Raw genomic sequence first — 24396 nt, forward strand, 5'->3', positions numbered from 1 at the left:
CCGGCCCGTAGGCCGGATAAGACCCGACGGGTCGCATCCGGCATTTCTTGCCTGGATCATGCGCTACAAACTGCCCGCCGGGCGGCTGGTTTTACCCGCTGACGTTAACGTTCTCCCCGTTTGTTTACCGCCGAGACTCTCCAGACGCATCTGGAACGGCGGGAACGGCATATCAATACCGTGCTCGCGGAAGCCCGCCAGAATCAATTGGTGGATCTCATGGCGTAATGGCATACGGTGTCCCATTTCCGCGGCATAGATACGCAGTTCGAAAATTTGAATACCCTGCTGGAGATCCACCAGAAAGATTTCAGGCGGCGGGTTGTCCAGCACCAAAGAACAGCGCTGCGCCGCCGTCAGCAGAATTTGCGTCACCTCTTCGCTATTGGTATCCGCTGGCGCCGGGATGGTTAACACCACGCGCGTAACGGAGTCAGACAGCGACCAGTTGATAAACTGTTCGGTGATAAAGGCTTTATTCGGCACGATAATCTCTTTACGATCCCAGTCACTGATGGTGGTGGCGCGGGTATTGATTTTGGTCACGCTGCCGGTGAGATCGCGAATGGTCACCGTATCGCCGATACGAATCGGCTTTTCAAACAAAATAATCAGGCCGGAGATAAAGTTAGCGAAAATTTCTTGCAGGCCAAAACCAAGCCCAACGCCGAGCGCGGCCACCAGCCATTGTAGCTTCGACCACTCAATGCCGATCATCGAGAAACCGACCAGTCCGCCAATCAGCATTAACAGATATTTGGTGATGGTCGTGATGGCGTAACCGGTACCAGGCGTTAAATCGAGATGCTGTAATAACGCCAGTTCCAGCAGCGCAGGCAGATTACGCACCAACTGCGTGGTGATGATAAAGACCAGAATCGCAATGAGCACCGCCCCGAGGGTAATCGGCTCCAGGCTTTCCACGCCTTGCACCGTAGAGGTGACATCCCACAGCGAAATATTCTCCAGGAAGCCGAATGCCGAGTGGATTTCCGACCACAGTACAATTACCGATAGCAGGGCGATAAGCATCAGAATTGAGCGGACCAGACGCAGCGACTGAGCGCTAATAGCGTCAAGATCGATTTCACTTTCATCGATGTCGACCGCGCCTTCCAGGCTGGAGGAGTGCGCCGGTTCTTCTTCGCCGCGCGCGCGCTGCGCCAGCATTTCCGCCCGACGATGTTTGGCGCGGTCAAAAGCCAGTCGGCGTCGTTGGATCAGCATCCAGCGGCGAATGACGTGATAGATGACCAGCAACAGGAACCAGATGGCGACCGAGGTTTCCAGTCTCGCCAGTAGCGCCTGCGCCGTGGCCAGATAACCTACCGCCGCCGCCAGAATCGCGATAAGCGGCGCGCCCATCAGCATATTCCACAGCAGGCTGTTGACCATGTTGTCGCCGTTGCCTTCTTTATCAAGATAGAGCGGGATGCCCGCTTTTTTCAGACTCAGCGTGACCAGCGCCAGCGCGCCGCATATCAGGATGAAACAAAGGCGGCCCAACGAGCCGGAAAACTCCCGATCGTTAAGATTATCAAACATGATCACTGCCATAATGAGCGGCACGATCAGCCCAATGCTCATCAGGTAGTAGCGCATCGCTTTCGCTACCCGGTTTCGCGGCCAGCCGAAATGCGCCACAAACAGGCCATTAGGGCGGGCAAAAGCGGCGCAAATCATGACTACCCACAACAGCGGTACTGTCGCCGTCACGCCATCGCCGATGGCGACGGCCAGCGGATACGGCCAGGCTTCCTGCAGACCATAGCCGAGCGTCGCCCACAAGACCGGCAGCGGCGAGGCGACCAGAATCGACCAGAACACCGTTCGCAGCGTCAGCGAGAAGTGATCCTGGGTGACTTTCCCGACGCGCGAGGCCGAGCGCTCAAGGAACCGGTTGAAGTGTTGGCGCGAATAGAGGCTAAACCCGACCAGCGCCAGCGCGCCGAATAACGGCAGTAGCGTCTCTTTGCTGGTCAGCATCATGATGCTGGCTTTACCTAACTGATTAAACGTATCTAATGAGATAAGCCGGCGTAAATCCTGAACCAAATCAACAGGCCAGGAGAGCGATAGCGGGCTAACGTCAGCGGTCCAGAACAGATAACGGTGGGTCGCTTCATTAACCTCTTTAAGCGCATCCTCCAGTTGGCTGTTGGAGACTTTCAGTTTGGTCAGCTCCAGGATTAGCGTGTCGCCGCCCTGTAACAACGAGTTGAGCAGCTCGCGCTGAGTGCGAAGCTGGGCGTCAAGAATCTGGTTTTGCTCGGCGGTCAGCGGCTGTCCATTGGCCTGACGTATTTGCCGTAGCTGCGGCTGCTTATTGAGTAACTCTTCATAGCGCATACGGTGAACGCGTAGCTGCGCCATTTCCGTATCAAGCTGCTGCGGCTTAGGCATTTCTGGCAGACGGGCGACCTGTGCGCGCAGCGCTTCGCCAAGCATGTTGGACACGCCAAGCCATTGCGACTGCTCCCGCAGCGTATTGAGCGCCTGACGCACCTGTAACGTTTGGCTGGTGGCCTGTCGCTGCTGCGAGGCGACCAGATCCATCCGCTGCGCTTGTTGATTGAGCGCCTGTGACAGCTCGCGGTTGACTTTAAATTGTTCGACAATGCCTTCCGGCAAACCGGCGCTGTTTTCCGCCAGCAGCTCAGTGCTTTCCAGCGCGCGTTCCGCTTCACGTTGGCGCAGGCTATTGAGCTGATTGCGCAGCGCCTGAAGATACGCATCCAATTGCTGACTCTGTTTTTCCGCCAGCTCGGAACGCAGACGAGCCAGTTCCTGCCGGTTGTTGGCGGACAGTTGCGCCAACTCCAGTTCGTCGACTAACGCTTTTAGTTTGGCGGACTCCGCCTGCATACTGAGATTTTGCGCCTGGCTAAGCGCGGCACTTCCGCCTGCGGTGCCGAGCCGTCGCTCAATCTCATTAAGCTGGCGGCGGGCGTCGTTTTGCTGTTGGGGAAGCTGGCTGAGCGAGTCGGCGATCTCCCTGACGCGCTCCTGCTCCTGTTGCGCCTCGCGGGTTTTATCCAGTAGCTGGCTGCTAACCTGCAAGATCTCCTGATTTAACGCTTCGGTGGACATCTCTGGCGGTACGCTGCGAGGCTCATCGCGCAGATTATTCAACTGGGCGCGCAAGGTGGCGGATAGCTTAGGGAAATTATCAATAACGTGTTGATATTGTTTCGCGCGCTCAAGCGAGCCTTTTCGCTCTTCAAGCGCGTTTAACGCAGTCTGGAGCGCCTCAACGGCTTCCGGCTGAGCGGGCTTCGCCGCTTTTGCCTGCTCCAGTTCCTGCGTGATTTGTTTGGCGTCGGGGGCCGTTGCGGCGAACGCCCCCGTGCTGAGGCACCAGGCCATCAGAAAAGCGATAATCAGGCGCACGTCAGCATTCTCTCTTGATTAGGTGTCGTCTTTTTTATTGTCAACCAGCGGGCTGGCGTCGTGTTCGGCTTTAATTTCTTCTGCCGGCAGCGGAGCAGGTTCTACCTCCGGCGCGACGAATGTTTCGGTCGACGTCGCCAGCGGTTGGCCAATTTTGGTAACGGACAGGCTTGCCAGCGACGCGATCAGATTCACTTTCCCCGGCGCAAATAAGTTGATGACCGTGGAACCCAGTTTAAAGCGCCCCATCTCCTGGCCTTTCAACAAGGCGACAGACCCTTCATGTTCGCCTTCTGGCCAGGTCCAGCGCTTGATGATGCCTTCGCGCGGCGGGGTAATGGTCCCCGCCCAGACGGTTTCGATACTGCCGACAATAGTTGCGCCGACCAGAATCTGCGCCATAGGACCGAACTCGGTATCAAACAGACAGATAACGCGCTCGTTGCGGGCAAACAGGTTGGGGACGTTTTGCGCGGTCAGATGGTTAACGGAGAACAGATCGCCCGGTACGTAGATCATTTCACGCAGGATGCCGTTGCATGGCATGTGCACGCGATGGTAGTCGCGAGGGGAGAGGTAAGTGGTCACAAACGTGCCGTTGCGGAACTTATCCGCCATCAGGTAGTTACCCGCCAGCAACGCCTCAAGGCTGTAATTATGGCCTTTGGCCTGCAAAATTTTATCTTCTTCGATACGACCCAACTGGCTTATCACGCCGTCGGCAGGCATCACCAGGATGTTAGGATCGGTATTGAGCGGACGCACGTCATCACGCAGCGGACGAACAAAGAAATCATTGAACGTACGATAGCTGGCGGTATCCGGTTTTTGCGCCTCGGTCATATCGACTTTGTAATACTTTACGAAGAGATCGATAACCAGTTTTGTCAGCCATCCTGCTCGTTTGCTTGCGCCCCAGCCCGCCAGGCGAGTGAGCCATAGTTTCGGCAGAATGTATTGTAGCGAAAGTTTAAATGAGTTTAACAAGGTAGCCTCCAGGCCATTGTTGTTCCTGAACCGGCAGTGATACCGGTATCCTGAAAAAAGGGACGATTCTAACGACGCCTGGCGTATCTGTCAGTCGTCCGTATCAGAAAAGTTTTTACGCGTTTTTACCTGCGCCATACTTTCAAGAATTCGGTGATAATTTTCGAAACGGGTTTCCGCAATAGCGCCGTTCTCTACCGCTTCGCGAATGGCGCAGCCTGGATCGGCGTCATGCTTGCAGTCCCGGTATTTGCAATGTCCCAAATAGTCATGAAATTCGACAAAGCCCTGGGTGATTTGTTCCGGCTCCAGATGCCATAAGCCGAACTCGCGCACGCCGGGGGAATCAATGACATCGCCGCCATGCGGGAAATGATACAGACGAGCAGCGGTAGTGGTATGTTGACCCAGACCGGAGACATTCGACACATCGTTCGTCAGAATCTCGTTCTGTAAGCCGAGTAGAGCGTTTAGCAGACTGGATTTTCCGACACCGGACTGCCCGGCAAAAATACTGATGCGACCGGTTAACGCCTCTTCCAGCGGTTTCAGACCATCCTGCGTATGGCTGGAGACCATCAACACGCGATAGCCGATATTGCGGTAGATATCCATCTGCTCATTAACGAAGTCCATACCTTCGTCGTCCAGCAGATCAATTTTATTGAGTACGATAAGCGGCTCAACCTGTAGGGTTTCACAGCCGACCAGATAGCGATCGATGATATTCAGCGACAGCTCCGGCAAAATCGCGGAGACGATAACGATTTGGTCAATGTTGGCGGCAATAGGCTTCACGCCGTCGTAGAAGTCCGGGCGCGTCAATACCGAGGTGCGCTCATGCACCGCTTCAACGATGCCTTTTACGTTGACGCCCTCTGCGGCGGCTTTGCCCGGACGCCAGACGACGCGATCGCCCGTCACCAGCGAACGAATAGTGCGGCGGATATTGCAGCGGTGAACCTCGCCGTCAGCAGACTCCACATCGGCATGCATACCAAAACGGCTAATGACGATACCTTCTGCAGGCTCGCCAAACAGGTTGTCATCGTAGTCGGCTTTCTCCACGGACGTTTTTAAACGACGCTGGTGATTGGCGTTCACACGGCGCTGCTGGCCTTTGGAGAGTTTATTTTTGCTCAATCGTACTGGCTCCTGGTCGCCCATAGTGGGCAAAACATCTATGATACACGCAATTGTAGATGAATATAGTCACAGTGAATGTGACCTCTGAAGGGTGGAAAATAGCATGAGTGCCGATGAAAACAACCTGATTTGGATCGATCTGGAGATGACAGGTCTGGACCCCGAGCGCGATCGCATTATTGAGATAGCCACACTGGTGACGGATGCCAGCCTGAACATTCTGGCGGAAGGGCCGACGATTGCGGTACATCAATCCGATGCGCAACTGGCGTTAATGGATGACTGGAACGTGCGCACCCATACCGGTAGCGGCCTGGTGGATCGCGTTAAGGCAAGTACGATGGGCGAACGAGACGCTGAACTGGCGACGATTGAATTTCTGAAAACGTGGGTGCCTGCGGGTAAGTCGCCGATTTGCGGTAACAGCATCGGTCAGGATCGTCGTTTTCTGTTTAAATATATGCCGGAACTGGAGGCTTATTTCCACTATCGCTATCTGGATGTCAGTACGCTCAAGGAACTGGCGCGCCGCTGGAAGCCGGAGATTCTGGCCGGCTTTACCAAGCAGGGCACGCACCAGGCGATGGATGATATTCGCGAGTCGGTGGCGGAGCTGGCTTACTACCGCGAGCATTTCATTAAGCTGTGAGGCGTAACATGCCGGATGGCAACGCCACAACGTCTCATCCGGCAGCTCTCCCCACACTGAATTACTGCGTAAACCATTTCTCCTGCATTTGCGCATATTCCGGCGACGCTTTCACCTTGTCGAGCGCGGCATTAATTTCTTGCAATAGCGCGTCGTTGCCTTTGCGTACCGCAATGCCTAACCCTTTTCCGTAGTAGTCAGGATCGCTGGCGCGTTCATCCATGATGGCGTAATCCGGATTGTTTTTTAGCCACTTACCAATCGCGGCGACATCGCCAAACACGCCCTCAAGACGGTTATTTTTCAGATCGGTAAAGGCGTTTAGATAGCTGTCATAGGCGACAGGCGTGATAGCTTGTTGTTTATCCTGCAAATAGCGCTGATGCGTTGTACCGTTTTCCAGTCCGACTTTTTTGCCTTTCAGATCGGCAAAAGTGTGATAAGCCCCTTTACGCGTGACGACTACCGCCGATAAACCTTCGTAATAGGGTTGGCTAAAGGAGACCTGCTGCTCACGTTTGGGCGTCATATCCATACCGGCGATCACCGCATCAAACTTTTTGAAGCGTAGGCTGGGGATCAGACTATCAAAGCTCTGGTTAGTGAATGAGCACTCCGCTTGCATCTCTTTGCAGACCGCGTTGGCGACATCAATATCGAAACCAACAATTTTATTATCGGCATCGACAAACTCATAGGGCGCATAGGTGGCGGAGGTGCCAAAATGTAATGTTCTGGCGGAAACGGAAGCGGCGTGAACGGAGAGGCTGGCTAACAGCATGACAATAAGTTTTTTTTTCATCTTGATCCCTGATATCAATTGGATGTTGTGGTCACCGTGCTATTCTTTTTTTGGCGCAGGATGCTATTCTGATTCTGTGCCTTTAGGCGTGGCGTGAAAAGTTTTTTGTTGCATAGCGCACGCCTTGCTCGTTTTTTGGCTTGTTTGGTGATTTAATCAGCATTCAAACAAAAATCGCGAAAAAATGCGTTCAGGGGCTTGCAGCTAAATGGATTTCTCGTATAATGCGCCTCCCGTAACGACGCAGAAATGCGAATTACGACAGCAACAAATTTGCGGGAATAGCTCAGTTGGTAGAGCACGACCTTGCCAAGGTCGGGGTCGCGAGTTCGAGTCTCGTTTCCCGCTCCAAAATTTGAAAGTACTTGTTAAGTACAGACCACCAATCGCAGGATTTCGAATTGCGACATGGCGGCAACTGAATGAGTCCTCAGGAGCTTACTGAAGTAAGTGACTCAGGCGAGTGAAGGCAGCCAACGCAGTAGCGGTTCGAAAGACGAAGATTATGCGGGAATAGCTCAGTTGGTAGAGCACGACCTTGCCAAGGTCGGGGTCGCGAGTTCGAGTCTCGTTTCCCGCTCCAAAATTTGAAAGTGCTTGTTAAGCACAGACCACCAATCGCAGGATTTCGAATTGCGACAAGGCGGCAACTGAATGAGTCCTCAGGAGCTTACTGAAGTAAGTGACTCAGGCGAGTGAAGGCAGCCAACGCAGTAGCGGTTCGAAAAACGAAGATTATGCGGGAATAGCTCAGTTGGTAGAGCACGACCTTGCCAAGGTCGGGGTCGCGAGTTCGAGTCTCGTTTCCCGCTCCAATTCTTATCTACAGTAAAACTATCCACAACGAATATCGCGTTGGGGCACGTTTTGTTCCGCTTTCGTCAGATCCTTGTAAACAGACTTATCCACAGAGCGGCCCATTACTCCTGGAATGCAAAAAATTATACCTGACGCGTAGAATTTCTATAATTTACTGAAAAATATAGAAAAAATAAGATTTCAAAACGTTGGCATTATTGACTGTTCCTTTTTTCCCTCTTGAATCGCAATGTGTTTTTATTTTTATACACAGCCTGTGAATAATTCAGGCATCGCGCACCAGCCCTTTTTCAATCACCCTGACCAGACGCTGTTTTTTCGGTAGCTGCACTTCAACGATGCAGGCGTTCCGCTTTTCAATTTGTTGCGCAATCGCCCATTCGATATGCTCATCAAGAAGTGGATGCTCACCCTTGCGACTTTCCAGCGCCGTAATGATGGCATTACTCCACGGCGCATTCCCCAGCGCGACGGCAACATTGCGCAGCCAGCGTAAATGACCAATGCGCCGAATCGCAGAACCTTCAGTGACTTTCAGAAACTGCGCTTCGCTCCAGCTAAACAACTCAAGCAAATCTGGGTTATGCAGCGCCTTGCGTGGGCTAAAATCTGCTTCGTCGGTCAACTGAGAGTAACGGTTCCACGGACAGATAAGCTGGCAGTCATCGCAGCCGTAAATACGGTTGCCTATCAGGGGGCGAAATGCTTCCGGAATAGCGCCTTCCAGCTCAATGGTGAGATAAGAAATACAGCGCCGCGCGTCCACCGTATACGGTTCGACAATCGCCCCTGTCGGGCAAATGGTCATACAGGCGACGCATTTGCCGCAACCTTCCTCGACCGGCTGGTCGACCGGCAGCGGTAAATCAATCAGCAATTCCCCCAGGAAAAAGAATGAGCCGGCCTCCCGATTAAGGATAAGTGAGTGCTTACCCGTCCAGCCAAGTCCGGCTTTTTCCGCTAATGGGCGTTCAAGAATAGGCGCAGAGTCGACAAACGGTCTAAAATTCAGCGAACCGCAGTACTGCTGGATCTGCTCGCCCAGTTTTTTAAGGCGGCTGCGTAATAGCTTGTGATAATCACGCCCCAGCGCATATCGGCTAACGTAGCCCAGCGTGGGATTCTTCAACGTACTGGCAAACGCGGCGTTGGCGGGCAGATAGTTCATGCGCACGCTGATGACACGTAGCGTACCGGGTAAGAGTTCATGAGGCCGGGCGCGCATCATACCGTGGCGCGCCATCCATGCCATCTCGCCGTGGTATTGTTTGTCCAGCCACGCCTGCAGCGCAGGTTCGGATGCGCGCAGATCGGTATCAGTAATACCGACCTGCTGAAAGCCCAGCTCCAGCCCCCACTGCTTAATATTTTGCGCTAACTGATTGAGATCGAGGGGCTTTGACATGATGGACCATAACATGAAGAAAAACCCTGTAAGTATACCACACTCCATTTGGCCCGCCGATGACATCAAACGGCTGGAACGCGATGCGGCGGATGCCTTCGGACTTACACTCTATGAATTGATGCTGCGCGCTGGCGACGCGGCATTTCGGGTAGCCCGTGACAGTTATCCTGACACCCGACACTGGCTGGTGTTGTGTGGTCATGGCAACAACGGCGGCGATGGTTACGTCGTGGCGCGACTAGCGCAAGCGGCGGGCATTAGCGTAACGTTGCTGGCGCAGGAGAGCGACAAACCGTTGCCTGAAGAAGCGGCGCAGGCGCGCGATGCCTGGCTGAATGCTGGCGGCATTATCCATGCTGCCGATATTATCTGGCCGGAAGCGACGGATCTAATTATCGACGCGCTGCTTGGCACCGGTATAGCCCAGGCGCCGCGCGACCCGGTAGCCGGTCTGATTGAACAGGCGAACGCCCATCCTGCGCCGGTTGTCGCCGTCGATATCCCGTCAGGTCTGCTGGCGCAAACGGGCGTCACGCCTGGCGCGGTGATAAGCGCCGCGCATACGGTCACGTTTATCGCCCTGAAACCAGGCCTGCTGACCGGCAAAGCGCGTGACATTACCGGCATATTGCATTATGACGCGTTGGGACTGGAAGGTTGGCTGGCGAGCCAGACGCCGCCGCTCCGGCGTTTTGACGCGACGCAGTTGGGGCAATGGTTAACGCCGCGTCGACCGACCTCGCATAAGGGCGATCATGGTCGTCTGGCGATTATCGGCGGCGACCAGGGAACAGCGGGCGCAATTCGGATGGCTGGCGAGGCGGCGCTGCGTACGGGAGCTGGGTTGGTCAGAGTACTGACCCGCGGTGAAAACATCGCGCCGTTGCTGACGGCCCGCCCGGAACTGATGGTACATGAACTCACGCCTCAGTCGCTGGAAGAGAGCCTGACCTGGGCTGACGTTGTGGTGATCGGCCCGGGGCTTGGGCAGCAGGAATGGGGCAAAAAAGCCTTACAGAAAGTAGAAAACGTCCGTAAACCTATGCTGTGGGATGCGGATGCGTTGAACCTACTGGCAATCAATCCTGATAAACGTCACAATCGCGTGATTACGCCGCATCCGGGAGAGGCGGCTCGCCTGTTAGGATGTTCTGTGGCAGAAATTGAAAGTGATCGCTTACTTTCAGCGCAGCGTCTGGTAAAACGGTACGGAGGCGTGGTCGTGTTAAAAGGCGCAGGAACGATTATCGCCGCTGAACACCACCCTCTGGCTATCATTGACGCTGGTAATGCGGGGATGGCGAGCGGCGGGATGGGCGATGTCCTGTCCGGCATCATCGGCGCATTGCTCGGACAGAAGTTTACCCCGTATGATGCGGCATGTGTGGGATGTGTGGCTCACGGCGCGGCGGCGGACTTACTGGCAGCGCGTTATGGCGCTCGCGGCATGTTGGCGACCGATCTTTTTACTACGCTGCGGCGTATTGTTAACCCTGATGTGATTGACGTAAACCATGATGAATCGAGTAATTCCGCTACCTGACGAACAGGCGACGCTAGAGCTGGGTCAACGGGTAGCCAACGCCTGCGATGGCGCGACCGTTATTTATCTGTATGGCGATTTAGGTGCCGGTAAAACGACGTTTAGCCGGGGATTTTTACAGGCGTTAGGCCATAACGGTAATGTAAAAAGCCCCACCTATACGCTGGTAGAGCCTTATGCGCTTGATAACATGATGGTATATCACTTCGACTTGTACCGTCTTGCGGACCCGGAGGAGCTGGAGTTTATGGGCATTCGCGATTATTTCGCCAACGACGCCATTTGTCTGGTGGAGTGGCCGCAACAAGGTAAAGGCGTTCTCCCCGACCCGGACGTCGAAATCCATATTGATTACCAGGCGCAGGGGCGTGAGGCTCGCGTAAGCGCGGTATCCTCATCGGGTCATTCGTTACTGGCGCGTTTAGCCGATTAGCTATATAAGGTGGCGGGATGATTTATCGCATCAAAAATGCCGTAATAGCAGCCTTAATCCTGCTGTGCGCGCAGGCGGGCGCCGCCAGTCTCTCTGATATTCAGGTGTCCAACGGCGAGCAGCAGGCGCGCATTACGCTGAGTTTTATCGGCGATCCGGAATATGCTTACTCACAGGACGGTAAACGTACCGTGGCGCTGGATATCAGGCAGACCGGCGTGATTCAGGGGTTACCGCTTCAGTTTAGCGGTAACAATCTGGTCAAAACGATCCGTGCCGGAACGCCGAAAGATGCGCAATCTTTACGGTTGCTTGTCGATCTGACGGAAAATGGTAAAACCGAGGCGGTGAAGCGGCAAAACGGCGGCAACTATACGGTCATTTTCACCATTAATGCCGATGTTCCGCCGCCGCCACCGCCTGTCGTCGCGAAACGGGTTGAAAGCGCGCCCCGCCCGACGGAGCCGGCCCGTAATCCGTTTAAATCTTCTGATGATCGCCTGACCGGCGTGACCAGCAGCAATACTGTTACGCGGCCTGCGGCGCGCGCGTCGGCAGGCGCTGGCGATAAAGTGGTGATTGCTATTGATGCCGGACATGGAGGCCAGGACCCCGGCGCAATAGGCCCGGGCGGTACGCGCGAGAAAAATGTCACCATCGCCATCGCGCGTAAGTTACGCACATTGCTGAATAACGATCCGATGTTTAAAGGCGTGCTGACGCGTGACGGCGACTATTTTATTTCGGTGATGGGGCGGTCTGACGTGGCGCGTAAGCAAAACGCCAACTTCCTTGTCTCTATTCATGCGGATGCCGCGCCAAATCGCGACGCCACCGGCGCCTCCGTCTGGGTATTGTCCAATCGTCGCGCGAACAGCGAAATGGCAAACTGGCTTGAGCAGCATGAGAAGCAATCCGAACTGTTAGGCGGCGCTGGCGATGTGCTGGCGAACAGTCAGTCAGACCCTTACCTGAGCCAGGCGGTACTGGATTTGCAATTCGGTCATTCGCAGCGGGTAGGGTATGATGTGGCGACGAACGTACTAAGCCAACTCGACGGCGTGGGGTCGCTGCATAAACGTCGCCCGGAACACGCGAGCCTGGGCGTGTTGCGTTCGCCGGATATCCCGTCCATTTTGGTGGAGACGGGCTTTATCAGTAATCACGGCGAAGAGCGATTGTTGGCGAGCGACCGCTATCAGCAGCAGATTGCTGACGCTATATATCGGGGGTTGCGTAAGTACTTTGCAGCGCATCCGATTCAGTCTGCGCCGCAGGGCGGCCCAGGCCAGACGGCCAGTACCAACCAGCCTGGCGCCATAACCGCCGCGAATTAAGGAGATTTCATGCCGATTCAGGTTCTGCCGCCGCAGCTTGCGAACCAAATCGCCGCTGGCGAAGTGGTGGAACGCCCTGCGTCGGTTGTTAAAGAGCTGGTAGAGAATAGTCTGGATGCAGGCGCCACCCGCGTTGATATCGACATCGAGCGTGGCGGCGCGAAGCTTATTCGTATTCGCGACAATGGCTGCGGCATTAAAAAAGAGGAACTGGCGCTGGCGCTGGCCCGTCATGCCACCAGTAAGATCGCCTCGCTTGACGATCTGGAAGCGATTATCAGTCTGGGATTTCGCGGCGAAGCGCTGGCGAGTATCAGTTCGGTCTCGCGTTTGACGCTAACGTCGCGTACGGCGGAGCAGGCGGAAGCCTGGCAGGCGTATGCGGAAGGGCGTGACATGGACGTGACGGTAAAACCCGCCGCGCACCCGGTCGGCACCACCCTGGAAGTTCTGGATCTCTTTTATAATACGCCCGCCCGGCGCAAATTCATGCGTACTGAAAAAACGGAATTTAATCACATCGATGAAATCATCCGTCGTATTGCATTGGCCCGTTTTGACGTCACGCTTAACCTGTCGCACAACGGCAAATTGGTACGGCAGTATCGCGCTGTCGCAAAGGACGGGCAAAAAGAGCGCCGGTTAGGCGCCATCTGCGGCACGCCGTTTCTCGAACAGGCACTGGCGATCGAGTGGCAGCATGGCGATCTGACCCTGCGCGGCTGGGTCGCCGATCCGAATCACACCACCACGGCGTTAACGGAGATCCAGTACTGCTATGTGAATGGCCGCATGATGCGCGACCGCTTGATCAACCATGCCATTCGTCAGGCCTGTGAAGATAAACTGGGCGCGGACCAACAGCCTGCGTTTGTGTTGTATCTGGAGATTGACCCGCATCAGGTGGATGTCAATGTTCATCCCGCCAAGCACGAAGTGCGTTTTCATCAATCCCGGCTGGTGCACGACTTCATCTATCAAGGGGTGCTGAGCGTTCTACAACAGCAGACGGAAACGACGCTGCCGCTGGAGGAGATTGCGCCAGCGCCGCGGCATGTCCCGGAAAACCGTATCGCCGCCGGGCGCAACCATTTTGCTGTACCCGCCGAGCCAACTGCGGCGCGCGAGCCCGCGACACCGCGTTATTCCGGCGGCGCATCGGGCGGTAACGGCGGGCGTCAGACCGCTGGTGGTTGGCCGCACGCGCAGCCAGGTTATCAGAAGCAGCAGGGCGAGGTTTATCGCGCGCTTTTACAGACGCCGGCGACGAGCCCCGCGCCGGAGCCGGTTGCGCCTGCGCTTGATGGACATAGCCAGAGTTTCGGTCGCGTACTGACAATAGTCGGCGGTGACTGCGCGTTGCTGGAACACGCGGGGACTATCCAGCTCTTGTCGCTGCCGGTTGCGGAGCGTTGGCTGCGTCAGGCGCAGCTTACACCGGGTCAAAGTCCGGTTTGCGCGCAGCCGTTGCTGATTCCGCTGCGTTTAAAAGTGAGCGCCGATGAAAAAGCCGCGCTGCAACAAGCCCAATCTTTGTTGGGAGAATTGGGTATTGAATTTCAGTCAGATGCGCAGTATGTGACCATTCGGGCGGTGCCTTTACCCTTACGACAACAAAATTTACAAATCTTGATTCCTGAACTGATAGGCTACCTGGCGCAACAGACCACATTTGCAACGGTCAATATTGCACAATGGATAGCGCGTAATGTGCAGAGCGAACATCCGCAGTGGTCGATGGCGCAGGCCATATCGCTGCTGGCGGATGTTGAGCGGCTATGTCCGCAGCTGGTAAAAGCGCCGCCGGGTGGCCTGTTACAACCTGTTGATTTACATTCGGCGATGAACGCCCTGAAGCATGAATGATGTAAGCAAGGCGAGCCTGCCTAAGGCGATATTTTTGATGGGGCCGACGGCCTCCGGCAAAACGGCGCTGGCGATAGAACTGCGTAAAGTTTTGCCAGTAGAGTTGATAAGCGTTGATTCCGCCCTCATTTATCGGGGAATGGATATTGGCACGGCTAAGCCGAATGCCGATGAGCTGAAAGCGGCGCCGCATCGACTGCTGGATATACGCGACCCGTCGCAGGCGTATTCGGCGGCGGATTTTCGCCGCGACGCGTTAGCGCAAATGTCGGAGATCACCGCTGCGGGGCGTATCCCGCTGTTAGTGGGCGGCACCATGCTGTATTTTAAGGCATTGCTGGAAGGGTTATCGCCGCTGCCTTCAGCAGATCCGGAAGTCAGATCCCGGATAGAGCAGCAAGCAGCGGAGCTTGGATGGGAGGCGTTGCATCAGCAACTTCAGGAGATAGATCCGGTTGCCGCCGCGCGAATTCATCCAAATGATCCGCAAAGACTTTCCCGGGCACTGGAAGTTTTTTTCATTTCGGGTAAAACTTTAACGGAGCTAACGCAAACGTCAGGAGACGCGCTACCGTACCAGGTGCATCAGTTCGCTATCGCCCCGGCGAGCCGTGAACTGCTCCATCAGCGCATTGAACTGCGTTTTCATCAGATGTTGGCTTCAGGTTTTGAAGCAGAAGTCCGGGCGCTTTTTGCCCGAGGAGATTTGCATACGGACTTGCCTTCCATCCGTTGTGTGGGATACCGCCAGATGTGGTCATACATTGAGGGCGAAATCTCATATGATGAAATGGTTTATAGAGGTGTTTGCGCCACGAGACAGTTGGCGAAGCGCCAGATGACCTGGTTGCGCGGTTGGGAAGGGGTGCGCTGGCTTGACAGTGAGAATCCCGATCGGACGCGAAAAGAAGTATTACAGGTTGTTGGTGCTATCGCAGACTGAATGTGTACAATTGAGACGTATCGTGCGCAATTTTTCAGAATCGAAAGGTTCAAAGTACAAATAAGCATATAAGGAAAAGAGAATGGCTAAGGGGCAATCTTTACAAGATCCGTTCCTGAACGCATTGCGTCGGGAACGTGTTCCAGTTTCTATTTATTTGGTGAATGGTATTAAGCTGCAAGGTCAAATCGAGTCCTTTGATCAGTTCGTGATCCTGTTGAAGAACACGGTCAGCCAGATGGTTTATAAGCACGCGATTTCTACTGTTGTCCCGTCTCGCCCGGTTTCCCATCACAGCAACAATGCCGGTGGCGGCGCCAGCAATAACTACCATCACGGTAGCAACGCGCAGGGTTCTACTGCGCAACAGGACAGCGAAGAGACTGAATAAGTTTACGCGCTGTTTATCCATGTCGGGGGCGTCGGATAATCGCCCCCGCTGGTTATTAAGAGGGTTTACGCTTGTTTGACCGTTATGATGCCGGTGAGCAGGCGGTACTGGTACACATCTATTTTTCGCAAGACAAAGATATGGAAGACCTCCAGGAGTTTGAATCTCTGGTCTCTTCCGCCGGTGTCGAAGCAATGCAGGTGATTACCGGTAGCCGTAAAGCACCGCACCCGAAGTACTTTGTAGGTGAAGGTAAGGCAGTTGAAATTGCGGAAGCCGTGAAAGCGACTGGCGCAGCGGTCGTATTGTTTGATCATGCATTGAGTCCAGCCCAGGAGCGAAACCTGGAGCGTTTGTGCGAGTGCCGGGTTATCGATCGCACCGGTCTTATCTTAGATATTTTTGCCCAACGTGCGCGTACCCATGAAGGTAAGTTGCAGGTTGAGCTGGCGCAGCTACGCCATCTGGCTACGCGTCTGGTGCGTGGCTGGACCCACCTTGAACGTCAGAAAGGCGGGATTGGTTTGCGCGGTCCGGGTGAAACCCAGCTCGAAACCGACCGTCGTTTACTGCGTAATCGCATTGTGCAGATTCAGTCGCGCCTGGAGAAAGTTGAGAAGCAACGTGAGCAGGGGCGGCAGTCGCGCATCAAGGCCGACGTTCCGACGGTATCGCTGGTGGGCTATACCAACGCCGGAAAATCCACCCTTTTTAATCAGATCACTGAAGCGCGGGTCTATGCGGCAGATCAGCTATTTGCGACGCTGGACCCCACGTTACGTCGTATTGATGTAGCGGATGTCGGTGAAACCGTTCTGGCGGATACGGTAGGCTTTATCCGCCATTTACCGCACGATCTGGTGGCTGCCTTTAAAGCTACTCTGCAGGAGACGCGTCAGGCGACGCTGCTGCTGCATGTGGTCGATGCGGCGGATGTTCGTGTGCAGGAAAACATCGAGGCGGTAAACACCGTTCTTGAAGAGATTGACGCTCACGAAATACCCACCTTAATGGTGATGAACAAAATCGATATGCTGGACGACTTTGAACCGCGTATCGACAGAGATGAAGAGAATAAACCCATCCGCGTTTGGCTTTCAGCGCAAAGCGGCGTGGGAATACGACAGCTTTTTCAGGCTTTGACGGAGCGTCTTTCCGGCGAGGTGGCGCAGCATACGCTGCGTTTGCCGCCGCAGGAAGGGCGTCTGAGAAGCCGGTTTTATCAGCTTCAGGCAATAGAAAAAGAGTGGATGGAGGAAGACGGTAGCGTCAGTCTGCAGGTACGAATGCCGATTGTCGACTGGCGTCGCCTCTGTAAACAAGAACCGGCGTTGATCGAATACGTGATCTAGACGCGAAGTCATTCAGGTCGTATTGAAGCGGTAGCTGAGAGAATTTCAGGAGCTCACAACGAAGTGACCTGGGGTAAAAAAGCCGCCACTCAAGGCGTAGCCTGAAAGATGATGTCTGTAACGGCGGTTCGTCTGAAGCATGGAGTAATTTCGCCTTATCCTCTGAGGTCGAAAGACAACGGGGATCACCGCATAACAAATATGGAGCACAAAAATGGCGTGGAATCAGCCCGGTAATAACGGACAGGACCGCGACCCGTGGGGAAGCAGCAAACCTGGCAGCAACTCTGGGGGAAATGGAAACAAAGGTGGCCGCGATCAGGGACCTCCCGATCTGGATGATATCTTCCGTAAGCTGAGTAAAAAACTCGGTGGTTTTGGGGGCGGTAAAGGCACCGGTTCCGGCGGCGGTAGCTCATCGCAAGGCCCGCGTCCGCAACTGGGAGGCCGTATTGTCGCCATCGCCGCGGCGGCAGTCGTCATTATCTGGGCGGCCAGCGGTTTTTATACCATTAAAGAAGCCGAGCGCGGCGTTGTGACGCGTTTTGGTAAATTCAGCCATCTGGTAGAGCCAGGTCTGAACTGGAAGCCGACATTTATTGACGACGTCACGCCGGTGAACGTCGAAGCGGTGCGCGAACTGGCGGCGTCAGGCGTGATGCTGACGTCTGATGAAAACGTCGTGCGCGTTGAAATGAACGTGCAATACCGCGTCACCGATCCGCAGAAATATCTGTTTAGCGTGACCAGCCCGGACGATAGCCTGCGTCAGGCCACCGACAGCGCGCTGCGTGGCGTCATTGGTAAATACACGATGGATCGCATCCTGACCGAAGGTCGTACCGTTATTCGTAGCGATACCCAACGCGAGCTGGAAGAGACTATCAAACCGTACAACATGGGGATTACCCTGCTGGACGTGAACTTCCAGGCTGCGCGCCCGCCGGAAGAGGTGAAAGCCGCCTTTGACGACGCGATTGCCGCACGTGAAAACGAGCAGCAGTACATTCGTGAAGCGGAAGCGTATACCAACGAAGTTCAGCCGCGCGCCAACGGTCAGGCACAGCGTATTCTGGAAGAGGCACGCGCCTATAAAACCCAGACTATCCTGGAAGCGCAGGGTGAAGTCGCCCGGTTTGCGAAGATTTTGCCGGAATATAAAGCCGCGCCGCAGATTACGCGCGAGCGTCTGTATATTGAAACGATGGAAAAAGTGCTGAGCCATACCCGTAAAGTACTGGTTAACGACAAGAGCGGTAATTTAATGGTGCTGCCGTTAGATCAGATGCTGAAAGGCGGGAATGCGCCGGCGGCAAAGAGCGACAATAGCGCCAGCAACCTGCTGCGCCTGCCGCCGTCCACAAAGTCTAACGCCAGCGGAGCAAGCAACACGTCGTCCTCAAATCAGGGCGATATTATGGACCAACGCCGCGCGAATGCGCAGCGTAACGACTACCAGCGTCAGGGGGAATAACGATGCGTAAGTCAGTTATTGCGATTATCATCATCGTGCTGGTAGTGCTCTACATGTCCGTCTTTGTGGTCAAAGAGGGCGAGCGCGGCATTACGCTGCGTTTTGGTAAAGTTCTGCGTGACGATGAGAACAAACCGCTGGTTTACGCGCCGGGTCTGCACTTTAAGATCCCGTTTATTGAATCAGTGAAAATGCTTGATGCGCGTATCCAGACGATGGATAACCAGGCCGATCGCTTTGTGACTAAAGAGAAGAAAGACCTGATTGTCGACTCCTACATCAAATGGCGTATCAGCGACTTTAGCCGTTACTATCTGGCGACCGGCGGCGGCGATATTTCGCAAGCCGAAGTGCTGTTAAAACGTAAATTCTCGGACCGTTTGCGTTCTGAGATTGGTCGCCTGGACGTAAAAGACATCGTGACCGATTCTCGTGGTCGTCTGACTCTGGAAGTGCGCGACGCGCTGAACTCCGGTTCAGCCGGTACCGATGATGAAGTGGCGACCCCGGCGGCGGATGACGCGATTGCCGAAGCGGCGGAACGCGTCACGGCGGAAACCAAAGGTAAAGTACCGGTCATCAACCCGAACAGTATGGCGGCGTTGGGTATCGAAGTGGTCGATGTGCGTATTAAGCAGATCAACCTGCCGACCGAGGTTTCTGAGGCGATTTACAACCGTATGCGCGCCGAGCGTGAAGCGGTCGCGCGTCGTCATCGCTCACAAGGTCAGGAAGAAGCGGAAAAACTGCGTGCGGCTGCTGACTATGAGGTGACGAAAACTCTGGCGGAAGCCGAGCGTCAGGGGCGTATCATGCGTGGTGAAGGTGATGCTGAAGCCGCGAAGCTGTTTGCCGACGCGTTCAGTCAGGACCCTGATTTCTACGCGTTCATTCGTAGTCTGCGCGCTTACGAGAAGAGCTTCGAAGGTAATCAGGACGTGATGGTACTGAGCCCGGACAGCGATTTCTTCCGCTACATGAAGACACCGAGTTCGACGACACGCTAAAATAGCGTCAGCGGTTTTAGACCAGCAAAACCACCGCATCCAAAGGATGCCGGTGGTTTTCTTTTATAAGGGTGATAAATGAATTCAACAATCTGGTTGGCGCTTGCTCTGGTATTAGTCCTCGAAGGGCTGGGACCGATGCTGTATCCCGGCGCATGGAAAAAAATGGTTTCTGCACTGGCGCAACTGCCGGAAAATGTTTTACGACGTTTTGGCGGCGGACTTGTGGTCGCGGGAGTTGTGGTCTACTACATGTTGAGGAAAACGATTGGCTGAGCAAAAAGTGGTCGGATTTGCCGCAGATTGAGTGCAAAAAGTGCTGTATATCTGAAAAAGCGATGGTAGAATCCATTTTTAAGCAAACGGTGATTTTGAAAAATGGGTAACAACGTCGTCGTACTGGGCACCCAATGGGGTGACGAAGGTAAAGGAAAGATCGTCGATCTTCTGACTGAACGGGCTAAATATGTTGTACGCTACCAGGGCGGTCACAACGCAGGCCATACTCTCGTAATCAACGGTGAAAAAACCGTTCTCCATCTTATTCCATCAGGTATTCTTCGCGAGAATGTAACCAGCATCATCGGTAACGGTGTTGTGCTGTCTCCGAGCGCGCTGATGAAAGAGATGAAAGAACTGGAAGACCGTGGCATCCCCGTTCGTGAGCGTCTGCTGCTGTCTGAAGCCTGTCCGCTGATCCTTGATTATCACGTTGCGCTGGATAACGCGCGTGAGAAAGCGCGTGGCGCGAAAGCGATCGGCACCACCGGTCGTGGAATCGGGCCTGCTTATGAAGATAAAGTGGCACGTCGCGGTCTGCGTGTTGGTGACCTTTTCGACAAAGAAACCTTCGCTGAAAAACTGAAAGAAGTGATGGAATATCACAACTTCCAGTTGGTTAACTACTACAAAGCTGAAGCGGTTGATTACCAGAAAGTTCTGGATGATACGATGGCTGTTGCCGACATCCTGACTTCTATGGTTGTTGACGTTTCGGACCTGCTCGACCAGGCGCGTCAGCGTGGCGATTTCGTCATGTTTGAAGGTGCGCAGGGTACCCTGCTGGATATCGACCACGGTACTTATCCGTATGTAACTTCTTCTAACACCACTGCAGGTGGCGTGGCGACCGGTTCCGGCCTGGGCCCGCGTTATGTTGATTACGTTCTGGGTATCCTCAAAGCTTACTCCACTCGTGTAGGTGCAGGTCCGTTCCCGACTGAGCTGTTTGATGAAACCGGCGAGTTCCTCTGCAAGCAGGGTAACGAATACGGCGCCACTACCGGTCGTCGTCGTCGTACCGGCTGGCTGGACACCGTTGCCGTTCGTCGTGCGGTACAGCTGAACTCCCTGTCTGGCTTCTGCCTGACCAAACTGGATGTGCTGGATGGCCTGAAAGAGGTGAAACTCTGCGTGGCTTACCGTATGCCGGATGGTCGCGAAGTGACTACCACTCCGCTGGCAGCTGACGACTGGAAAGGTGTAGAGCCGATTTACGAAACCATGCCGGGCTGGTCTGAATCCACCTTCGGTGTGAAAGATCGTAGCGGTCTGCCGCAGGCGGCGCTGAACTACATCAAACGTATCGAAGAACTGACCGGCGTGCCGATTGATATTATTTCTACCGGCCCCGATCGTACTGAGACGATGATTCTGCGCGACCCGTTCGACGCGTAATTGATGGATGATGCCCGGTAACGCTACGCTTACCGGGTCTATGATGAGTACGCATTTGTTGGCCGGATAAGATGCTTTGCATCATCCTTCGGCTCAAATGCGTCATTGTTCCCCGCTTTTTTCCTTCCTGAACCGAAATAAATTAGCAGCCTGACAGGTGGCTGGTTTATCATCAATACAGATAAGTTATATCCCGTTTTCCCTTTTCCTGAGGTTGATGTGCAGTTAACGAGTTTCACCGATTACGGCTTACGTGCGCTAATCTATATGGCGTCGTTACCAGATGGACGAATGACCAGTATTTCTGAGGTGACAGAAGTCTACGGCGTGTCCCGTAATCATATGGTCAAAATTATCAATCAGCTTAGCCGTGCGGGCTTTGTCACTGCCGTTCGGGGAAAAAATGGCGGTATCCGCCTGGGTAAACCGGCTAATACTATTTGTATTGGCGATGTGGTGCGTGAGCTGGAACCCTTATCACTGGTCAACTGTAGCAGCGAGTTTTGCCACATCACCCCTGCCTGTCGTCTGAAACAGGCGCTTTCTAAGGCCGTGCAGAGTTTTCTCAAGGAGCTGGATAACTACACGCTTGCCGATTTGGTTGAAGAGAATCAACCGCTTTATAAATTATTACTGGTGGAGTGAAGTAAACTTCATTAGAGATGACAATGGAGGAACCTCAATGTCACAAGATCCTTTCCAGGAACGCGAAGCAGAAAAATACGCGAATCCTATCCCGAGCCGGGAATTTATCCTCGAACATTTAACGAAACGTGAAAAACCGGCCAGTCGCGAAGAACTGGCCGTAGAACTGAATATTGAAGGCGAAGAGCAGCTTGAAGCCTTGCGTCGCCGCCTGCGCGCGATGGAGCGCGACGGACAACTGGTCTTTACCCGCCGCCAGTGCTATGCGCTGCCGGAACGCCTCGACCTGGTGAAAGGCACCGTGATCGGTCATCGTGACGGTTACGGTTTCTTACGTGTCGAAGGCCGCAAAGACGATCTGTACCTTTCCAGCGAGCAGATGAAAACCTGTATTCATGGCGATCAGGTGCTGGCGCAGCCGCTGGGCGCCGATCGTAAAGGTCGCCGCGAAGCGCGTATCGTCCGTGTACTGGTACCGAAAACCAGTCAGATAGTCGGGCGTTATTTCACCGATGCGGGCGTCGGCTTTGTCGTGCCGGACGACAGCCGTCTCAGCTTCGACATTCTTATCCCGCCAGAAGACGTCATGGGCGCGCGGATGGGGTTCGTGGTCGTGGTTGAACTGACCCAACGTCCAACTCGCCGTACTAAAGCGGTAGGGAAAATCGTCGAAGTGCTGGGCGACAATATGGGCACCGGTATGGCGGTTGATATGGCGCTGCGTACCCATGAAATACCTTACATCTGGCCGCAGGCGGTAGAGCAGCAGGTCGCCGGGCTGAAAGAAGAGGTGCCGGAAGAGGCGAAAGTCGGTCGTATCGATCTGCGCGATTTGCCGCTGGTCACGATTGATGGCGAAGATGCCCGTGACTTTGACGACGCGGTTTACTGTGAGAAAAAACGCGGCGGCGGTTGGCGTTTGTGGGTCGCTATTGCTGACGTGAGCTATTATGTACGGCCGCCAACGCCGCTGGATCGCGAGGCGCGCAATCGCGGTACGTCGGTTTACTTCCCGTCACAGGTTGTCCCAATGTTGCCGGAGGTGCTCTCCAACGGCCTGTGTTCGCTAAACCCGCAGGTTGACAGGCTGTGTATGGTCTGTGAAATGACCATCTCGGCGAAAGGTCGGCTGACCGGCTACAAATTCTATGAAGCGGTGATGAGCTCCCATGCGCGTCTGACCTATACCAAAGTCTGGCATATGCTGCAGGGCGATCAGGATCTGCGTGAACAATATGCGCCGCTGGTGAAGCATATTGAAGAGCTGCACAACCTTTACAAAGTGCTGGATAAAGCGCGTGAAGAGCGCGGGGGGATCTCGTTTGAGAGCGAAGAGGCGAAGTTTATCTTTAACGCCGATCGTCGCATTGAGCGTATCGAACAGACCCAGCGTAATGACGCGCATAAGCTTATCGAAGAGTGCATGATCATGGCGAATATCTCGGCGGCGCGCTTTGTCGAAAAAGCTAAAGAGCCGGCGCTGTTCCGTATTCATGATAAGCCCACCACCGAAGCGATCACCTCATTCCGCTCCGTACTGGCGGAGCTGGGGTTGGAGCTGCCGGGCGGAAATAAACCGGAACCGCGCGATTATGCCGAACTGCTTGAATCGATTGCCGACCGGCCGGACGCCGAAATGCTGCAAACTATGCTGCTGCGTTCAATGAAGCAGGCGATTTACGATCCGGAAAACCGCGGGCACTTTGGCCTGGCGTTGCAGTCTTATGCACACTTTACCTCGCCGATTCGCCGCTATCCGGATCTTTCTTTGCACCGCGCCATTAAGTACCTGCTGGCGAAAGAGCAAGGGAATAAGGGCAACACCACAGAAACGGGCGGTTATCACTACTCGATGGAAGAGATGTTGCAGCTCGGCCAGCACTGTTCGATGGCGGAACGCCGCGCTGATGAAGCGACGCGTGATGTCTCCGACTGGCTGAAATGTGACTTTATGCTGGATCAGGTAGGCAACGTCTTTAAGGGCGTGATTGCCAGCGTCACCGGTTTCGGCTTCTTTGTCCGTCTTGATGAACTGTTTATCGATGGGCTGGTACACGTTTCCTCACTGGATAACGATTACTATCGCTTCGATCAGGTAGGGCAACGTCTGATTGGCGAGTCCGGCGGGCAGACATATCGCCTGGGCGACCGGGTCGAGGTACGCGTCGAAGCGGTGAATATGGACGAACGGAAAATTGACTTTAGCCTGATCTCCAGCGAGCGCGCACCGCGTAACGTCGGCAAAACGGCGCGTGAAAAAGCGAAAAAAGGTGAAAGTAAAAACGCCGGTAAACGTCGTCAGGTAGGTAAAAAAGTTAACTTCGAGCCTGATAGCGCCTTCCGCGGCGAGAAAAAAGCGAAGCCGAAAGCAGCGAAAAAAGACGCGAGAAAAGCAAAAAAGCCATCGGCTAAAACGCAGAAAATAGCCGTAGCGACCAAAGCGAAGCGTGCGGCGAAGAAAAAAGCGGCAGAGTGAGCAATACCCTCTTCAAACAGAAGAGGGTGAATTATCTGTAGGCCGGGCAAG

The 24396-nt window shown here is 54.5% G+C and carries 19 protein-coding genes and 3 tRNA genes; 17 read left to right on the top strand and 5 right to left on the bottom strand.

Translation table 11 applies throughout. The annotated features are described in order from the left end of the window. Window positions 1–63: 63 nt before the first annotated feature. The 3 genes from mscM to rsgA all read right to left on the bottom strand — a co-directional run bounded on the left by mscM (window position 64) and on the right by rsgA (window position 5520). Window positions 64–3390, bottom strand: a complete 3327-nt coding sequence (gene mscM / locus ACLD4K_RS05730) for a miniconductance mechanosensitive channel MscM (RefSeq protein WP_411011520.1) — start codon at window positions 3388–3390, stop codon at window positions 64–66. Between the two features lie 18 nt (window positions 3391–3408). Beyond that, on the bottom strand, window positions 3409–4377 hold the full coding sequence (gene asd / locus ACLD4K_RS05735) for an archaetidylserine decarboxylase (RefSeq protein ID WP_000934949.1): 969 nt from the start codon (window positions 4375–4377) through the stop codon (window positions 3409–3411). Between the two features lie 90 nt (window positions 4378–4467). Next, window positions 4468–5520, bottom strand: a complete 1053-nt coding sequence (rsgA, locus tag ACLD4K_RS05740; RefSeq protein ID WP_000041988.1) for a small ribosomal subunit biogenesis GTPase RsgA — start codon at window positions 5518–5520, stop codon at window positions 4468–4470. A 106-nt stretch (window positions 5521–5626) separates the two neighbouring features. Here rsgA and orn point away from each other — a divergent pair, with 106 nt between their 5' ends. Beyond that, a complete protein-coding gene (gene orn, locus ACLD4K_RS05745) occupies window positions 5627–6172 on the top strand; it encodes an oligoribonuclease (RefSeq protein ID WP_001271546.1) in 546 nt (181 codons plus the stop codon). A gap of 61 nt (window positions 6173–6233) precedes the next feature. Here orn and ACLD4K_RS05750 read toward each other — a convergent pair whose 3' ends face one another. Further along, a complete protein-coding gene (locus tag ACLD4K_RS05750; RefSeq protein ID WP_000727897.1) occupies window positions 6234–6974 on the bottom strand; it encodes an arginine ABC transporter substrate-binding protein in 741 nt (246 codons plus the stop codon). A 275-nt stretch (window positions 6975–7249) separates the two neighbouring features. On the opposite strand from ACLD4K_RS05750, the gene ACLD4K_RS05755 reads away from it, so the two are divergent. From ACLD4K_RS05755 to ACLD4K_RS05765, 3 genes are all read left to right on the top strand, one after another. Next, window positions 7250–7325, top strand: a tRNA-Gly gene (locus ACLD4K_RS05755). A gap of 156 nt (window positions 7326–7481) precedes the next feature. Further along, window positions 7482–7557, top strand: a tRNA-Gly gene (locus tag ACLD4K_RS05760). Between the two features lie 156 nt (window positions 7558–7713). Beyond that, a tRNA-Gly gene (locus ACLD4K_RS05765) sits at window positions 7714–7789 on the top strand. Between the two features lie 269 nt (window positions 7790–8058). Here the strand turns inward: ACLD4K_RS05765 and queG are convergent. Next, window positions 8059–9198 (bottom strand): tRNA epoxyqueuosine(34) reductase QueG, encoded by a 1140-nt coding sequence (queG, locus tag ACLD4K_RS05770; protein WP_411011521.1) that lies wholly within the window; start codon window positions 9196–9198, stop codon window positions 8059–8061. Between queG and nnr the strand changes: the two genes are divergently transcribed. From nnr to rnr, 13 genes are all read left to right on the top strand, one after another. Then, window positions 9197–10744: a bifunctional ADP-dependent NAD(P)H-hydrate dehydratase/NAD(P)H-hydrate epimerase gene (nnr, locus tag ACLD4K_RS05775; RefSeq protein WP_411011522.1), complete on the top strand. Its 1548-nt coding sequence runs from the start codon at window positions 9197–9199 to the stop codon at window positions 10742–10744. The two genes, queG and nnr, sit on opposite strands and share 2 nt — an antisense overlap. Further along, entirely contained in the window at window positions 10716–11177 is a 462-nt protein-coding gene (tsaE, locus tag ACLD4K_RS05780) for a tRNA (adenosine(37)-N6)-threonylcarbamoyltransferase complex ATPase subunit type 1 TsaE (protein ID WP_023231648.1), read from the top strand. Before nnr ends, tsaE begins: the two co-directional genes overlap by 29 nt. A gap of 17 nt (window positions 11178–11194) precedes the next feature. Beyond that, window positions 11195–12514, top strand: a complete 1320-nt coding sequence (gene amiB / locus ACLD4K_RS05785; RefSeq protein ID WP_000640350.1) for an N-acetylmuramoyl-L-alanine amidase AmiB — start codon at window positions 11195–11197, stop codon at window positions 12512–12514. Window positions 12515–12523: 9 nt separating this feature from the next. Continuing rightward, complete coding sequence (mutL, locus tag ACLD4K_RS05790; RefSeq protein ID WP_411011523.1) at window positions 12524–14380, top strand: DNA mismatch repair endonuclease MutL; 1857 nt, start codon at window positions 12524–12526, stop codon at window positions 14378–14380. Further along, window positions 14373–15323 carry a tRNA (adenosine(37)-N6)-dimethylallyltransferase MiaA gene (miaA, locus tag ACLD4K_RS05795; protein WP_411011524.1) on the top strand — a complete coding sequence of 317 codons (951 nt, stop codon included), beginning with the start codon at window positions 14373–14375 and terminating at the stop codon, window positions 15321–15323. The genes mutL and miaA overlap by 8 nt, the downstream gene beginning before the upstream one ends. A gap of 82 nt (window positions 15324–15405) precedes the next feature. Continuing rightward, window positions 15406–15714 carry an RNA chaperone Hfq gene (gene hfq / locus ACLD4K_RS05800; RefSeq protein ID WP_001051875.1) on the top strand — a complete coding sequence of 103 codons (309 nt, stop codon included), beginning with the start codon at window positions 15406–15408 and terminating at the stop codon, window positions 15712–15714. Window positions 15715–15785: 71 nt separating this feature from the next. Then, window positions 15786–17066 carry a ribosome rescue GTPase HflX gene (hflX, locus tag ACLD4K_RS05805; RefSeq protein ID WP_411011525.1) on the top strand — a complete coding sequence of 427 codons (1281 nt, stop codon included), beginning with the start codon at window positions 15786–15788 and terminating at the stop codon, window positions 17064–17066. Between the two features lie 214 nt (window positions 17067–17280). After that, complete coding sequence (gene hflK, locus ACLD4K_RS05810) at window positions 17281–18540, top strand: FtsH protease activity modulator HflK (RefSeq protein WP_000312505.1); 1260 nt, start codon at window positions 17281–17283, stop codon at window positions 18538–18540. Window positions 18541–18542: 2 nt separating this feature from the next. Further along, window positions 18543–19547: a protease modulator HflC gene (gene hflC / locus ACLD4K_RS05815; protein WP_001232417.1), complete on the top strand. Its 1005-nt coding sequence runs from the start codon at window positions 18543–18545 to the stop codon at window positions 19545–19547. A gap of 78 nt (window positions 19548–19625) precedes the next feature. Continuing rightward, window positions 19626–19823 (top strand): DUF2065 domain-containing protein, encoded by a 198-nt coding sequence (locus ACLD4K_RS05820; protein WP_001089290.1) that lies wholly within the window; start codon window positions 19626–19628, stop codon window positions 19821–19823. Window positions 19824–19925: 102 nt separating this feature from the next. Then, window positions 19926–21224 (top strand): adenylosuccinate synthase, encoded by a 1299-nt coding sequence (gene purA, locus ACLD4K_RS05825; RefSeq protein ID WP_000527972.1) that lies wholly within the window; start codon window positions 19926–19928, stop codon window positions 21222–21224. A 219-nt stretch (window positions 21225–21443) separates the two neighbouring features. Then, entirely contained in the window at window positions 21444–21869 is a 426-nt protein-coding gene (nsrR, locus tag ACLD4K_RS05830; protein WP_001177632.1) for a nitric oxide-sensing transcriptional repressor NsrR, read from the top strand. Window positions 21870–21906: 37 nt separating this feature from the next. Beyond that, a complete protein-coding gene (gene rnr / locus ACLD4K_RS05835) occupies window positions 21907–24345 on the top strand; it encodes a ribonuclease R (RefSeq protein WP_411011526.1) in 2439 nt (812 codons plus the stop codon). Window positions 24346–24396 lie beyond the last annotated feature (51 nt).

The sequence above is a fragment of the Salmonella sp. 741265055_HSA genome, assembly GCF_046569525.1.
In the GTDB taxonomy this organism is placed as follows: domain Bacteria; phylum Pseudomonadota; class Gammaproteobacteria; order Enterobacterales; family Enterobacteriaceae; genus Salmonella; species Salmonella enterica.

Bases quoted from the DNA above. Each gene is read 5' to 3' on its own strand.
- ACLD4K_RS05750 (WP_000727897.1), bottom strand. From the start codon at position 6,974: ATGAAAAAAAAACTTATTGTCATGCTGTTAGCCAGCCTCTCCGTTCAC.
- tsaE (WP_023231648.1), top strand. From the start codon at position 10,716: ATGATGAATCGAGTAATTCCGCTACCTGACGAACAGGCGACGCTAGAG.
- amiB (WP_000640350.1), top strand. From the start codon at position 11,195: ATGATTTATCGCATCAAAAATGCCGTAATAGCAGCCTTAATCCTGCTG.
- ACLD4K_RS05820 (WP_001089290.1), top strand. From the start codon at position 19,626: ATGAATTCAACAATCTGGTTGGCGCTTGCTCTGGTATTAGTCCTCGAA.
- purA (WP_000527972.1), top strand. From the start codon at position 19,926: ATGGGTAACAACGTCGTCGTACTGGGCACCCAATGGGGTGACGAAGGT.
- mutL (WP_411011523.1), top strand. From the start codon at position 12,524: ATGCCGATTCAGGTTCTGCCGCCGCAGCTTGCGAACCAAATCGCCGCT.
- queG (WP_411011521.1), bottom strand. From the start codon at position 9,198: ATGTCAAAGCCCCTCGATCTCAATCAGTTAGCGCAAAATATTAAGCAG.
- orn (WP_001271546.1), top strand. From the start codon at position 5,627: ATGAGTGCCGATGAAAACAACCTGATTTGGATCGATCTGGAGATGACA.
- rnr (WP_411011526.1), top strand. From the start codon at position 21,907: ATGTCACAAGATCCTTTCCAGGAACGCGAAGCAGAAAAATACGCGAAT.
- hflC (WP_001232417.1), top strand. From the start codon at position 18,543: ATGCGTAAGTCAGTTATTGCGATTATCATCATCGTGCTGGTAGTGCTC.
- hflK (WP_000312505.1), top strand. From the start codon at position 17,281: ATGGCGTGGAATCAGCCCGGTAATAACGGACAGGACCGCGACCCGTGG.
- miaA (WP_411011524.1), top strand. From the start codon at position 14,373: ATGAATGATGTAAGCAAGGCGAGCCTGCCTAAGGCGATATTTTTGATG.
- hfq (WP_001051875.1), top strand. From the start codon at position 15,406: ATGGCTAAGGGGCAATCTTTACAAGATCCGTTCCTGAACGCATTGCGT.
- nnr (WP_411011522.1), top strand. From the start codon at position 9,197: ATGATGGACCATAACATGAAGAAAAACCCTGTAAGTATACCACACTCC.